The sequence below is a fragment of the Kitasatospora sp. NPDC087314 genome (genome assembly GCF_044744365.1).
In the GTDB taxonomy this organism is placed as follows: Bacteria; Actinomycetota; Actinomycetes; order Streptomycetales; family Streptomycetaceae; genus Kitasatospora.
Window position 1 is genome coordinate 140383 of sequence record NZ_JBIUYE010000020.1, and the last position, 12607, is coordinate 152989.

The 12607-nt window shown below is 71.4% G+C and carries 15 protein-coding genes; 9 read left to right on the plus strand and 6 right to left on the minus strand.

Translation table 11 applies throughout. The features are described 5' to 3' along the window. Positions 1-8 precede the first annotated feature (8 nt). From ACIO5E_RS35040 to ACIO5E_RS35050, 3 genes are all read right to left on the minus strand, one after another. A complete protein-coding gene (locus tag ACIO5E_RS35040; protein ID WP_400675847.1) occupies positions 9-2408 on the minus strand; it encodes an RICIN domain-containing protein in 2400 nt (799 codons plus the stop codon). Between the two features lie 202 nt (positions 2409-2610). After that, positions 2611-3150, minus strand: coding sequence for a hypothetical protein (locus tag ACIO5E_RS35045; RefSeq protein WP_400675958.1), 540 nt, complete (start codon positions 3148-3150; stop codon positions 2611-2613). 246 nt (positions 3151-3396) lie between these two features. Further along, entirely contained in the window at positions 3397-3954 is a 558-nt protein-coding gene (locus ACIO5E_RS35050) for a DUF6328 family protein (protein WP_400675849.1), read from the minus strand. A gap of 61 nt (positions 3955-4015) precedes the next feature. On the opposite strand from ACIO5E_RS35050, the gene ACIO5E_RS35055 reads away from it, so the two are divergent. Further along, positions 4016-4897, plus strand: a complete 882-nt coding sequence (locus ACIO5E_RS35055; RefSeq protein ID WP_400675851.1) for an STAS domain-containing protein — start codon at positions 4016-4018, stop codon at positions 4895-4897. Here the strand turns inward: ACIO5E_RS35055 and ACIO5E_RS35060 are convergent. After that, complete coding sequence (locus ACIO5E_RS35060) at positions 4804-5127, minus strand: plasmid stabilization protein (protein ID WP_400675853.1); 324 nt, start codon at positions 5125-5127, stop codon at positions 4804-4806. The genes ACIO5E_RS35055 and ACIO5E_RS35060 overlap by 94 nt on opposite strands. A gap of 282 nt (positions 5128-5409) precedes the next feature. On the opposite strand from ACIO5E_RS35060, the gene ACIO5E_RS35065 reads away from it, so the two are divergent. The 6 genes from ACIO5E_RS35065 to ACIO5E_RS35090 all read left to right on the plus strand — a co-directional run bounded on the left by ACIO5E_RS35065 (position 5410) and on the right by ACIO5E_RS35090 (position 10657). After that, positions 5410-6345, plus strand: coding sequence for a SigB/SigF/SigG family RNA polymerase sigma factor (locus ACIO5E_RS35065; RefSeq protein WP_400675855.1), 936 nt, complete (start codon positions 5410-5412; stop codon positions 6343-6345). A 312-nt stretch (positions 6346-6657) separates the two neighbouring features. Next, positions 6658-7995: a SpoIIE family protein phosphatase gene (locus ACIO5E_RS35070; protein WP_400675857.1), complete on the plus strand. Its 1338-nt coding sequence runs from the start codon at positions 6658-6660 to the stop codon at positions 7993-7995. Positions 7996-8127: 132 nt separating this feature from the next. After that, entirely contained in the window at positions 8128-8544 is a 417-nt protein-coding gene (locus tag ACIO5E_RS35075; RefSeq protein ID WP_400675859.1) for a hypothetical protein, read from the plus strand. A gap of 485 nt (positions 8545-9029) precedes the next feature. Beyond that, positions 9030-9488, plus strand: a complete 459-nt coding sequence (locus ACIO5E_RS35080; protein ID WP_400675861.1) for an SRPBCC family protein — start codon at positions 9030-9032, stop codon at positions 9486-9488. Positions 9489-9767: 279 nt separating this feature from the next. Then, positions 9768-10274: a hemerythrin domain-containing protein gene (locus ACIO5E_RS35085; RefSeq protein WP_400675863.1), complete on the plus strand. Its 507-nt coding sequence runs from the start codon at positions 9768-9770 to the stop codon at positions 10272-10274. Between the two features lie 59 nt (positions 10275-10333). Continuing rightward, positions 10334-10657 (plus strand): hemerythrin domain-containing protein, encoded by a 324-nt coding sequence (locus tag ACIO5E_RS35090; RefSeq protein ID WP_400675865.1) that lies wholly within the window; start codon positions 10334-10336, stop codon positions 10655-10657. Positions 10658-10797: 140 nt separating this feature from the next. Here ACIO5E_RS35090 and ACIO5E_RS35095 read toward each other — a convergent pair whose 3' ends face one another. Then, positions 10798-10956 (minus strand): hydrophobic protein, encoded by a 159-nt coding sequence (locus tag ACIO5E_RS35095; protein ID WP_400675867.1) that lies wholly within the window; start codon positions 10954-10956, stop codon positions 10798-10800. Positions 10957-11162: 206 nt separating this feature from the next. Between ACIO5E_RS35095 and ACIO5E_RS35100 the strand changes: the two genes are divergently transcribed. Further along, a complete protein-coding gene (locus ACIO5E_RS35100) occupies positions 11163-11456 on the plus strand; it encodes a helix-turn-helix transcriptional regulator (RefSeq protein ID WP_400675869.1) in 294 nt (97 codons plus the stop codon). Positions 11457-11495: 39 nt separating this feature from the next. Here ACIO5E_RS35100 and ACIO5E_RS35105 read toward each other — a convergent pair whose 3' ends face one another. Continuing rightward, on the minus strand, positions 11496-11909 hold the full coding sequence (locus ACIO5E_RS35105) for a helix-turn-helix transcriptional regulator (RefSeq protein ID WP_400675871.1): 414 nt from the start codon (positions 11907-11909) through the stop codon (positions 11496-11498). 131 nt (positions 11910-12040) lie between these two features. Here ACIO5E_RS35105 and ACIO5E_RS35110 point away from each other — a divergent pair, with 131 nt between their 5' ends. Then, positions 12041-12496 carry an STAS domain-containing protein gene (locus ACIO5E_RS35110; protein WP_400675873.1) on the plus strand — a complete coding sequence of 152 codons (456 nt, stop codon included), beginning with the start codon at positions 12041-12043 and terminating at the stop codon, positions 12494-12496. The last annotated feature ends 111 nt before the right edge of the window (positions 12497-12607 follow it).

Here is a 12607-nt window from a genome sequence, read left to right on the forward strand (position 1 = left end):
TCCGGGGGTCAGTCGATGACGGCGGCGGTCGCGGTGTGTCCGGGGGCGACGGTGACGGTGGCGTAGGTGTAGGTCACGCCGTCGACGGTCGTGGTGCGGGTGGGCCGGGCCTTGCCGTCGATGGTGAGTCCGCTGTGCCGGCCGGTGAAGCGGGCCTCCCAGGTGAGCGGGGCGCGCCCGGTGTTGGTGAGGGTGCTGCCGTGGTGGCCGTCGTGCCGGACGGTGACCGATCCGGCGCCGACCGGGATGTCGGCGACCTGCAACCAGCCCATCGAGGCGGGCAGTTGGGAGGCGGTCACCAGGGTGCCGGCGGCGGCGTCGGGCTGGACGCCGAGCAGGCCCTGCACGGTCTGGCTGAGCAGGGTGAACGGGACCTCGGGGTAGTCGCCGTTGAGCATCCGGCCGCTCGCGTGGAGCTGGTCGACGCCCTGGTAGATCTGCCGCATCCACTTCCAGGCGGTGTCGCCGTCGTGGTTGGCGAAGAAGGCGTCCGGCAGGTAGGTGAGGGCTTCCAGGTTGGTCGAGCGCTGCGGGCCGGAGTCGGCGGCGTCGATCGCGGCGAGGAGGCCGTCGCGGCGCGGGCCCGGGTCGAGCAGCTGCTTGACCGGCATCAGCACGCTGGACTCGTAGCCCCAGCCGGTCACCGGCTTGCCGGTGGTGTCGTAGCCGTGCACGACCTCGCCGGGCTGCTGCGGGTCCACGCTCCAGGTGGTGTTGGCGTACGTGCGCAGCGCGGTGGCGGCCCGCTGGTAGCCGGTGGCCGCGGCGGTGTCGCCGTGCGCGGCGGCCAGGGTCGCGGCGGCGAGGTACGCCTGGTACTGGGCGCCGAGCGCGTCGCCGGCCTCGGCGTAGGTGCTGGTGGCGTTCTCGGCGTAACTGGCGGTGCCGGCGAAGATACTGCGGCTGGTGGCCTGCGGGATGGGGATGCCGCCGTTGTCGACCGGGCCGGGGTGCTGGGCGATGAAGGGGCCGAGGGTGTTGCGGACGTAGCCGCTCAGCGTGGGGTCGTCGGCGTAGTCGCGGTCGCCGGTCCACCGGTAGGCCTCGCCGGCCTTCTCCACCAGTTCGAACGGCGCGGGCAGCTCGCGGACGAAGCGGTCGGGGCTGCGGTAGTCGATGCTGCCGTACGTCCTGGCGTCGAAGTTGAGCGCCCAGACCGGGTAGAGCTTGTTGACCTCGGTGGCGGAGGAGGCGAAGCCGCGCAGCATGGTCTTGTTCTCGGCGTCCAGGCCGAGCAGGTGGGCGCCGACCAGCTGGTGGGCGAAGTCGCGGCTGTAGAAGTCGGAGCGGAACGGGTAGCCGGCCCAGTAGGTGGTGTCGTAGGTGGTGGTGCCGGTGCCACCGGGGTTGTTCTCGTCCATGTCGAGCACGCCGGTGGTGCCGGCCTGCTGCACCCAGCTGTTGGCCTTGGTCTTGGCCCAGTCGAACAGGGCGACGACCTCCGGGTCGGAGGAACTGATCCGCGGGTCCTTGGGGGCGGACGGGGCGACGGCGGTGTCGTCCACGTTGACCCAGCCGGTGGGGGAGGAGCCGATGGTGAGGGTGAGCTGGTCGCCGGCCGCGACGCGCACCCGGGGCAGGGTGTACTTCGCGTAGGTGGGCTGCTCGGGCAGGGCGGTCGAGCGGACCACGGTGCCGTTGACGCTGACCGCGAAGGTGCCGCCGGCGCCGCCGGTGGCGATCCAGGCGGACAGGTCGTAGCTGCCCGCGGTGACGGCGGTGACCTGCTGGCTGATCCGGTAGCCCGGGCCGGCGTCGAGGTAGGCGAGGCGGGTGCCGCTGTGCGGGTTGTTGGTGGCGACGCCGGTGTGCGCGGTGAAGGTCCAGCCGTCGGTGCCCTGTTCGAAGCCGGGGTCGGTGAGGGTGAGCGGTTCGCTGCGGGTGAGGGTCCAGCGGTGGGCGGGCCGGGCGTCGCAGTGCCGGCGGTCGGATGCGGTGTTCTGCTCGGTCGCTTCCGCCGTGGTGAGGCAGGCGCCGTGCGCGGCCAGGGTGTAACTCCCGCCCGGCGCTGGGGAGATGGTGAAGGTCCCGGCGGCGGGGTCGGTGTCGCAGTCGGCGGTGCCGGGTCGGCGCCCGGTGCCGTCGAGGGTCAGGCAGCGCCCGCTCGCGGCGTTGACCAGCCGGTAACCGTCGGTGGTGCGGCGCAACTGCCAGCGCTGGCTGAGCAGTCCCTGGCAGGCCGCCCCGACGACGGGCGTGCCGGCCGCCGACTGCGCGTACTGCGGGCCGAGGCAGCCGCCGTCCAGGGCGGCGCCGATGACGTAGCCGCCGCCGTCGACCAGCGGGGCCGCGCCGGCCGCCCGGGCCGGGCCCGCGCCGATCGCCTGGACGGCGAGGACGGCCAGTACCGCGAGGCCCGAGGGCAGGGCGCGGACGGGTCGGCGGTGCGGGGCGCGGCTGGGGGGCATGGCGGTTCTCCTGTCGGGCGGGTGTCCGGGGTGTGACTGGGGTTTGAACGTTCAAACCCCTAGTGCTGCGGGGGATCAAGCGTGTGACGGGTGACATGTGGTATTTCACATGCTCGTCCGAGCCCCGTCAACGGTCGGCGCGCGGTCGGCTGCTTCGGGGTGAGCGCACGGGCCCGCTGCGGCGTTCGTACCCCCGGGGGTATCATCGACCCCCGATGCCGCGCACGTCCCGCGTGAAGCCCTCCTCCAGCTCCACCGAGTCCGGGTCCAGCCGCAGGTGCACCAGGATCCCCCGGTGGAACCCCGACGGCCGGAGGATCACCGATGCCACGTTCGGCATCCGCCGGTAGGCGATGTAGTGCTTGAACACCACTGCGCCGCGCGATGGCGGGCCTCCGTCTGTGCGGAGTGGGCCAGTACCATCGGCGGCGTCCACGACGAGTCGTACCGCGTCGACGAAGTCCTCGATCCGATTGCCACAAGCGACGGCCTCGGCGAGCAATGTCCGGCGCCCCGCTGCGGTTGGCCAGTCGTGGCCCATCACCTGCTTGTTGAGGATCGCCGCTGCCTGGATCGAGCCGGAGCGGCCCAGATCGGCAACCGCAGCACGGCGTCCTTCTGCGTCACCATCTCGCGGCCGTCGGCCCGTTGCCCGCCACGGCCCGCAGCCATCCCGAGCCGTGCGCTCGAAGAGCCGGTCGCCGGAGCCGGGCGACGACGGCGGGCAGGGTCTGGCCGGCAAAAGGCCTTGAAAGTATGGGAGTTGTAGAGATATACCTACCTGCTGACTGGCGGGGCGGCCGCCGGTGGGCGGCGTGGACACGCACTGGCCCGCTCGGGGCTGGCACAACAGTGCCGCTGCCGAGTGCGTGAACGGTCAGGGTGTCGTCATTCGTCGCGACGACATGCGTGATGACCACGGTGCGGGGCATCGAACGGGTGCGGGATGTCGTGGCGAACGTCTTGCTCGGGGTGTGCCGCCGAAACGTCACGGATCGGGGGTGCTGCGTTCGGTCTCCGCCGGAGGCCGGGTGCGGTGCCCGTTGTGGTGGCGCAGGTGCTGAACGGGCAGGACCAGCCAGCAGGCCAGGAACCAGAACATGACGGCTGCGGCGATCCAGCCTGCAGCCGCCGAACCCGTCGCCACCCGCAGCAGGAGCAGCAGCGCGGAGCCGATGGTCAGCGCCAGCAGGACCAGACCGACGGCAACCAACCAGGCTGCTGCGTCGACCAGTTGGGGCTTGAGGTGGCGGCCGGCGAAGATCCGGTGGTAGGCCACCGGTGCGGTCAGCGCGCCGGTGGCGAGCGCGCCGAGGACGACCGTGGTGACGTACAGGCTCCGGTCGAAGCCGCCGAGCTGCGCGAAGCGTGGCATGAAGACCACGCTCAGCAGGAAGCCGAAGAGGATCTGGGCGCCGGTCTGGGCGACCCGCACCTCCTGGAGCAGGTCGCCCCAGCACCGGTCCGCCCGCTCCTCGGGCGACTCCCGGCGGCCGGTCCGGGGCCGGGTTGCGGTGCCGTCGAGGCTGGTGTCCGGCGTGGTCATGGTGATCGCCTCCTGCTTCCCTCGTGCGTGTAGCCGCTGCGGGGCCGGGCAAACGCGGGGCATGGACGAGGAGGAGGCGGTGAGCCCGGCCCCGCCCGGGACGGGGGTTTCCCAGGCTCGGGTCGTCCGGGCGGCCCGACATGTCGGGCGGCATGATGGTCGGGACGACGGGACGCCGCTGCGACCGGACCGGGAGTACGCGATGCCATGGCCAGTCGAGCAGTCCGGCGAGGGGGAACGGGAGCCCGGCAACCTGCGTGTCGCGGTGCGCCGGGAGGGCCCGGCGCGAGTGGTTTCCGTCGTCGGTGAACTGGACCACGGCACCGCGAACGGCCTGTGGACGGTGCGCTCCCGTCCAGCCGCCGAAGGCGGGGAGCGCATCGTCGTCGATCTCGCGGACCTGCGGTTCGGTGACTCCACCGGGCTGAACATCCTGCTGCGCGCACGCCGGGACGCCGAGGCGGCCGGACTGCGGCTGGAACTGGCCGGTCCGCGGCCGACGATGGCGCGGCTGTTCGCGATCACCGAGGCCGACAGCGTGCTGCGCATCCACCCCGACCTCGACGCCGCTCTGAAGGCCACGGACCCGTCGCCGGGCATCCGCGACGGCCGGAAGCGAGGAGTCCGGCACCTGCCCGAGGTGCGGCTCGGCCGGCGGTGCCGGATCGGGGGCGGGGATCGGGCACGGGACCAGGGAACGGACCGGGGTGCGGGAACGGGGGGATCGGTGGCGTCGCAGGGTCGGGGCCTTCGCCCGGCTTCGGCGCGGGGTTGGGGTGGGGGATCGGCTGGGTGTCCGGGTCCGGGGGAACCGGAACGGTCATCGCGATGGTCTTCACGGCGGCGTCCTCAACGGCCCAGCGCGTGTGCCAGCTCGCGCTTGTTCATCTTCGAACGGCCCTTGATGTTGCGGTGCCTGGCCTCGTTGTACAGCTGGTCGTAGGTCGGGCCCTGGGCTCCCTTGTGTGAGCGTTGCCCGCCGCGCTGACCGGAGGAGATGTCGTGGGTCGAGCTGCGGCTCGCGGTCTTCGACTCGCCGTGCCGGGCGCGTTCCTTGTTCACCGTCCGCGCGGCGATCTCCTTGGCCCGCTTCTCGCTCTCGCCGCGGTCGAGCGCGCTCTCCTTGATGTGCTCGTACTGGCGCTCCCGCTTGGGGCTGGATCCTCGGGGCATGGCGGTGTCTCCTCTCACCGCGGAGGTTGTTGCCCGAGGCGCGTACCCGGAGAAAAGGTAATAAAACAACCAAAACGTGAATTGAAAGTCGTGTGTCGGGTAGAGAACGCGTGACGCGACCACGGCACCAGTCGGCCGTATCGCCACCTTCGCCGGGTGCCACTGCGGCCCGTTCCTTGCCGACGCCGGGTAACAGGTTCGGCGGAAAGCCGCCCGCCGTGCATGAGCGCGAGCCGCTTCGCGGTGCCGGGCGTTCGCCCCGATGCCCAGGAGACGCCATCCATGACCACCACACTGGAAACCGGCCGTCCCGCCGGCCGGACGGCCGCCCCGCCGTCCGGTCTCCCGCCCGATCTGCCCCCGCGCCCGAGCGACACGCAACTGCGCGCGATGGGCAAATCCGAGGCGCGTGAACTCAGCGACGCGCTGTTCGAGCGCCTGGCCGGCCTCGCCCGCGAGACCCACGCCTACAGCTACGTGCGCGGCACCATCATCGAACTCAACATGCCGTTGGTGCGCTTCATCGCCGCCCGCTTCCGGCACCGCGCCGAGGACATGGACGACATCCTCCAGGTCGGCACGATCGGCCTGATCAAGGCCGTCGACGGCTACGACCCGCACCGCGGCGCCGAGTTCATCACCTACGCCATCCCCACCATCACCGGCGAGATCAAACGCTTCTTCCGCGACACCTCCTGGCCCGTCCGCGTCCCGCGCAGCACGCAGGAGCTGTACCTGACCGTGGTCCGCGGCTCCGACCGGCTGGAGCAGGAACTCGGCCGCCTCCCGCACCCCGAGGAGATCGCCGAGGACCTCGACCTCACCGAGGCCCAGGTCGTCGAGGGCCTGGTCGCGGGCCGCGTCTACCGCCCCGACTCGCTGGACGCGCTGCGCGACCAGGACGCCGACGAGAGCGGCAGCGCCATGCTCGACCGCCTCGGCTCCTGCGACCCCGGCATCGACCTCGCCGTCTTCCGCACCGCCGTACGCCCGCTACTCGCCCATCTCCCGAAGCGCGAGCAGACCGTGCTCAAGCTCCGCTTCTGGGACGGCTGGACCCAGTCCGAGATCGCCGAACGCATCGGTGTCTCCCAGATGCACGTCTCCCGGCTGTTGAGCGCCACGCTGTCCCTACTGCGCGAGCAGTTGGAGGACCGTGAGGCCCCCGGTTGGGCGGACGAACCCGAGGATGCGGCCGAACCCACGGTGCCGGGATGAATTCCTCCTCTCCCGGGCGTTTTCGGCCCCTCGCAGCGGATAGCCGCGCTGCGAGGGGCCGCCGGGGGGACGGAGGAGCGTCGTGCCCCCGAAGGTTTCCGATCACATCCTGGAACGGCTGCGCGTCTGGGACGTCGATTACGTCTTCGACTACCCGGGTGACGTCATCAACGGGTCCCCGCCAGCAGCACCGTCACCCCCCCCGGCGCCGACGATGTCCCGGACCACGGATTTCGGCTGGCCCCGACCGGGCGGAGACGTACCGGACGGCGTGACCCGCCTGCCGTGCCAGGAACAGAAGGAGCTGACACCATGCCACGCCAACCGTCGATCACCGACCGCGCTCCAGGGCCGGGCGTGTTCACCGCGCAGGCCAGGCCGTTGAAAGACGGGACCGTCCTCGAGTTGCATGGTGAACTCGACCTGGACTCGGCCGGCGAACTGCACACGACCCTCGACACGGTCCTGGCCGCTGCGCCCATCACCGTCATCGTCCTCGGATGCGCATGCCTGGAGTTCTGCGACTCCACCGGGCTCAACGCGATGCTCCGGGCCCAGAACCGCGCGGCAGCCAAGGGCAGCTGGATCGAGCTGGCCCGCGCCCGCCCGCTGGTGCTCCGCATGCTCGGGCTGCCGCCCGGCGCCGACCCCGTCCCGCCGGCCCAGCTCGCCCGGCACACCCACCCCGACGACGAGCCCGCGATCCGGCGCCTGCTGGACACCATCAGCCACTGGCACCGGACCGCCTCCGCCGTCTTCCGGCTGCTCCGGCCGGACGGCACCTCCCGGCACACCCGCGTGATCGCCGAGCCAGTCCTCGACGACGACGGCCGGCTCACCGCTGTCCGCGGTGCCCACCACGACGTGTCCGCCCAGCACCGGACGGAGATCGCACTCGGCGCCACCCGGGAACGCCTCGCCGACAGCGAGCAGAAGACCGCCGAAAGCGAGCAGCTAGCCCTGCGACTCCAGCAGGCCATCCTGCCCGCCGCGCCGCCCCCGCTCGGGACCACCGGTCTGCACGCCGCCGTCCGCTACCGCCCCGCCGCCCAGCGCAACCGTGTCGGCGGCGACTGGTACGACGTCCTGCCACTGCCCGACAAGCGCGTGCTGCTCGCCGTCGGGGACGTCGCCGGCCACGGTGTCGGCGCGGCCACCGGCATGGTGGCCCTGCGGCACGCGCTGCGTGGCCTCGCCGTCACCGGGGCCGGCCCCGCACAACTGCTGGAGTGGGTGAACACCGTCGCCCTGCGCGAGCCCGGCCAGGTCACCGCGACGGCCGTCTGCGCCCTGCTCGAGCCGGCGGGCGGCGGGCTGCGCTGGGCCCGGGCCGGCCACCTGCCGCCGATCCTGCTCGGCCCTGACGGCGCCGAGGTCCTGCCGCTGCCCCACGGCGTACTGCTCGGCGCCCTGGAGGAGGCCCGGTACGAGGAGCACACCGCCCACCTGCCCCCGGGCGACGTCCTGCTCCTCTACACCGACGGCCTGGTCGAGCGCCGGGACCGCCCGGTCGAGGAGTCCGTCGACCAGCTGATCCGTGCCGCCGGCGCCCCGGGCCCGGACCTGGAGCGTTACCTGGACCGCCTGTTGGAGCTCAGCCCGGCCGACACCGAGGACGACATCTGCCTGATCGCCGTCCGGGTGGAGTAGAGCCCGTGCAGCGTGAAACTCCGGCGACACGCACCAGCTGAGCGCTTCTGCGACGCGCGGCGTTAGGAGCAGGCCCGCCCGGGTAGCCGCGACCTGCGGGGGCGACCAGGACCGGAACGGAGAAGACTCCCCATGTTGCTGCTAGGACTCCTGCTGATGACGGCGTCCGGCGCATTCGCCGGGCTGCTGATCGCGGACAACCTCTCCGGCGGGCCCGACTACCAGGCGACCGTGCTGGGCATCAGCCTGGCGACGCTCGACAGCCTGGGCATCTTCCTGTCAGGGATGGCCCTGGCCCTGGTCTTCTGTCTGGGTCTTGCCCTCATGACCCGGCGGGCGCGGCGCCCCGTCCGGCCGGGCGCGCGCCGGCTGGCCTACCGCAGGGCCCGTCCGGTCCGGTCGGCCCCGCCCGTGCGATCCCTCCCGCCCGACGAGGGCGAGGCGCTCGCGCCACAGGAGGAACGTGCCGCCCAGCAGGGCGGCCGGGCCGCCGGAACACCGGCCGAACCCCCACGCGGCGGCCGGATTCGCCACCTGTTCGGCCACTGAGGGCGGCAACGCCCGCCAACTCGGCCCGGGTGGGATCCACACCGTGCCCAGGCCGATCACGATCCGCCAGTGCCAGCGGGAGCACGGCAGACGGTCCAGCCCGGCCGGTACCCGGGTCTTTTCCACCCCGACGTCCGGGCCGTGCTGCCCGATCTGATGACTTCGCCGGGCCGGCCATGACGGGCTTCCCTGCTCTCGCCACGTGCGGATCGCCCTGCGTCTGCCCGCTTTTCCCGCGACCACACCTGGCCGATCGTTACGCTCGGCGAGCGGTAACGTCCCCTTTGCCACCGGGGCACATGGTCGGCCACGCCGCTCTCGTCCCCGTCCAACCCGAGGTACGACAGGTCCAACCCGAGGTACGACAGACGGATGCCCCCTACGTGAACGCGGCCCGGCAGGAGCGGTTAGGGCGCCGCGGAGCGGGCAGGCGCGCGGGCGGGCCGGGAAGACCTCGGCCGCCAAACCCCGTGAGGAGGCCCCAGATGAGCATGGTGAAGGAGACGGTCGACGTCGACGTGCCGCTGCACACCGCGTACAACCAGTGGACCCTGTTCGAGGAGTTCCCGCGCTTCATGGAAGGCGTCGAGGCGGTGACCCAGCTGGACGACCGCCACAACCACTGGCGGACCGGCATCGGCGGTGTCACCCGGGAGTTCGACACCGAGATCGTCGACCAGCTGCCCGACGAGCGGATCGCCTGGCGGACGACGGACGGCGACGTGCGCCAGAAGGGCGTCGTGACCTTCCAACGGCTGGACGACTGGCACACCCGGGTCAATCTGGCCATCGACTTCGAGCCCGAGGGCATGGCCGAGAAGGCCGGTGACATGCTGGGCATGGTCGACCGCAGGGTCAAGGGGGACCTGCGGCGCTTCAAGGACTTCATCGAGCAGGAGGCCCGGGAGGAGGGCGGCTGGCGCGGCCGGATCACCCCTGGCTGAGTCCCGTTGCCGACCGCACGCTGTCGGCGGCCCCGGTCCGAGCGGCCGGGGCCGCCGCATGTCTGTGCCCGCCGGTAGTCCGAGCCCGGCGGGACAGCTCTCCGGGCAGGCCCGGCATCCGGCTGGGAAGCGCCCCGTCCTCCGGGATGCGACGCGGTACCCAAGGCCGCCCGGCTGTCCGACCCGGCAGAAGACGGCTCGCAAGGCGCGGTGTTTGGCCGGGGACCGCCCGGGGACACGCCCGGTCGGGTGGGGAAGCTACCGAGGAGGAGACGAGCAATGTCGAACGATGCCATCGTCCTGCTGCGGGAGGACCACAAGGAAGTCCGCCACCTGTTCCGCGAATACCGTGAGTTCGCTGACGGGGCCGGCGGGGCCGACGCGCGGCGCGAGACGGTCGAGCGGATCGTCGAGGCGCTGACCGTCCACACCTACCTGGAGGACGAACTGGTCTACCCCAGAATCCGGCAGGAGGTTCCCGGCCTCACGGAGGCCATGGACCGCGCCCGGGAGGAGCACCACGTCGCCGACCTGCTCTGTGAGGAGCTGAGCCGGATGAGCCCCGGCGACGAGGGCTATGACGCCAAGACCGCAGTCCTGATCGACGCGGTCGAGCGGCACATCGAGCAGGAGGAGGACTCCTGGTTCCCGATGGTCCGGGCAGCGCTCGGCCGCAAGGAGCTCCAGGAGATCGGCGAGCGGATGCAGGCCATGCGCCAGACCGCGCCGCGCCGTCCGTCCAGCGGCGGCGTGCTCCACCGCATCGCCGACGCGCTCGAAGGCTGACTGCGGCCGGCGGACAACAGCACGACAGCACGACCGCAAAAGGCGAACGGAACACATCCGTGCACCCCGACGAAGACCTGCTGGAGCAGCTCACCGCCGACCACCGGTCGGTGCTCGTCCACTTCAGCGAACCGAACGGCCTGCCCAGCGCAGACCCGCAGCGCAAGGAGCCGGCCGATCTCGTGACCGACCAGCTCGTGCGTCACACCCGCGCCGAGGAGGAACACCTCTGCCCGCTCGCCCGCGACCGGCTGGCCGACGGAGAGGCCGTGGTGGCGCGCGAACTCGCCGACCACCACGCGGGTGACGAAGGAACTGGTCTCCGGCCGTCCCCGCCATCAGCCCCCGAGCGCTCGCCCGGCCGACCACCTGCCGCCACCTGAGCGCTCGCCTGGCGAGCGCCCGCGTGACTTCCTGACCCCGGGCGAACCCCGCTGACATTGCTCCTTCCCGATGCCCACAGTGGTCGGCTGTTCGCCGTTCGGTCCGTGCGCTTGCCCGGCTCCGACAGTGTGACGGAAAGTCACCATCGGTACCACCGTCGGCCGCCGGCGCCGCCGTCGGTGAAGACGAAGCAGAGGACCCGGAGCACCAGGACGGCCAGTGCGATCCACCACAGGATGTGTATGGCGAAGCCGGCACCACCCAGGATCAAGGCCAGCAGCAGGGCGAGGACAAGCATCAGAATCGGCCCTTTCGTGCGCAGCGGAACGTCCGAACGCCGGGTGTGCCCGGCCCGGGCGGGTTCATGCATGTGGCCGGAGATTTGTCGAGGCCGTCAGCGCGTCCGCCGCACACCGCCCGCGTCTGCATCGTGCATTTCGCGTCAAAGGAAAACGCGAATCTCATTTCATGTCCCGCGTATCGGGATCGTCCTATCCTGAGGAGGTGGAAGAACAACCGGCGGCCGGGCACCAGTGGACGTTCCTGACCAATCACGCGCGGGTCCTGGTGCAGATCGCGCGCGACCCGGGCATCAGGGTGCGGGACATCGCGACACGCTGCCTGCTGACCGAGCGAGCGGTCCAGCGAATCATCGCCGACCTCGAAACCGAGGGCTATCTCAGCCACCATCGCGTCGGACGCTCAAACGTCTACCACGTCATCGACGGCAAACAACTGCGCCACCCCGCGGACAGTGGCCCGACGCTGGCCGAACTGCTGGCCGTCCTGCTCCGCTGACCGACTGCACAGGTGCCGACCGTACCTTCGGGCGCCGTGTCATTGCCGGTGGTCAGACGGCTGAACAGCCGGCGCCCCGGGGGCGTCGGGGCCGGCTCCGCTGTGCGGGCGGGCTTTCGGGGGGCTGTCGGCATTCGTGTCGAGGCCAGGGTGGGCTCGCGCGAGCACATCGAGCAGGGCTGCCACCCGCACACCGTTGTCCGCCGGATGCCTGAGCGGGGTGTCGGAGGTGACACTGTAGTGATTGCGGCGCCCGGATCGGGTGTGGGTGAGGTATCCGGCCTGCTCCAGGTCGGCGACGATGGACTGCACGGCGCGCTCGGTCAGCCGGCACACCCTTGCGACGTCCCGCAGACGGACACCGGAGTCCCGCTCGATCGCGGTCAGCACCCGGGCATGATTGGTGACGAACGTCCAACGCGTCCTCACGCTCGTCGGCTTCTCGCCATCCATACCTCCATCGTAGGAGCCTGGTTACACGTATTGCCATTGGCGAATCACCGTTCACGTATCGGTTGACGTGAGCCGCTATTCGGCAGACGCTGAAGGTGTCAGCCCACGCCCCCAGGCAGGAGAAAGAGACCATGAGCGGTAAGCCGCCCGTGGCGCGCTCCGCCACCCCGACTCCTCCACCGCCCGCGCCGATCGGCAGACAGCTGCACGCGGACCAGTGGATCGCCGACGGCCTGCTGGTCAAGCTGGTCACCGACGGCAAGCGAGCTAGCGCGACGGTATCCGGAGAGATCAACCTCGACGTCGCCGGCGGTCTCGGCGAAGCCCTCGAACGCGCGCTGCACGCCAGCCACACCGGGCTCGACCTGGACCTCTCCGCCGTCACCTTCTGCGACAGCACCGGCCTCAATCTCCTGCTCGGCCTGCGTAGCACCGCGCACCGCACCGACCGCACCCTCACGATCACCGCGGCCAGCACCCGGGTCGAGCGTCTGCTCGCGATCACCGAAACAACCAGCCTCTTCGCCCCAGAGGAAGCCGTAGGAAGCCCCTCCGAGGGCCCGCACCACGAGAACACAGATCCGTGACCACAACGTTGACGGCGTGGGTCGTCGACACCGCGACCGCAACCCGCCGGTATCGCGGTTCAAGATCCGCATGCTTGAGAGCACTGCGGCCGGGCCTATCGGCCAGACAAC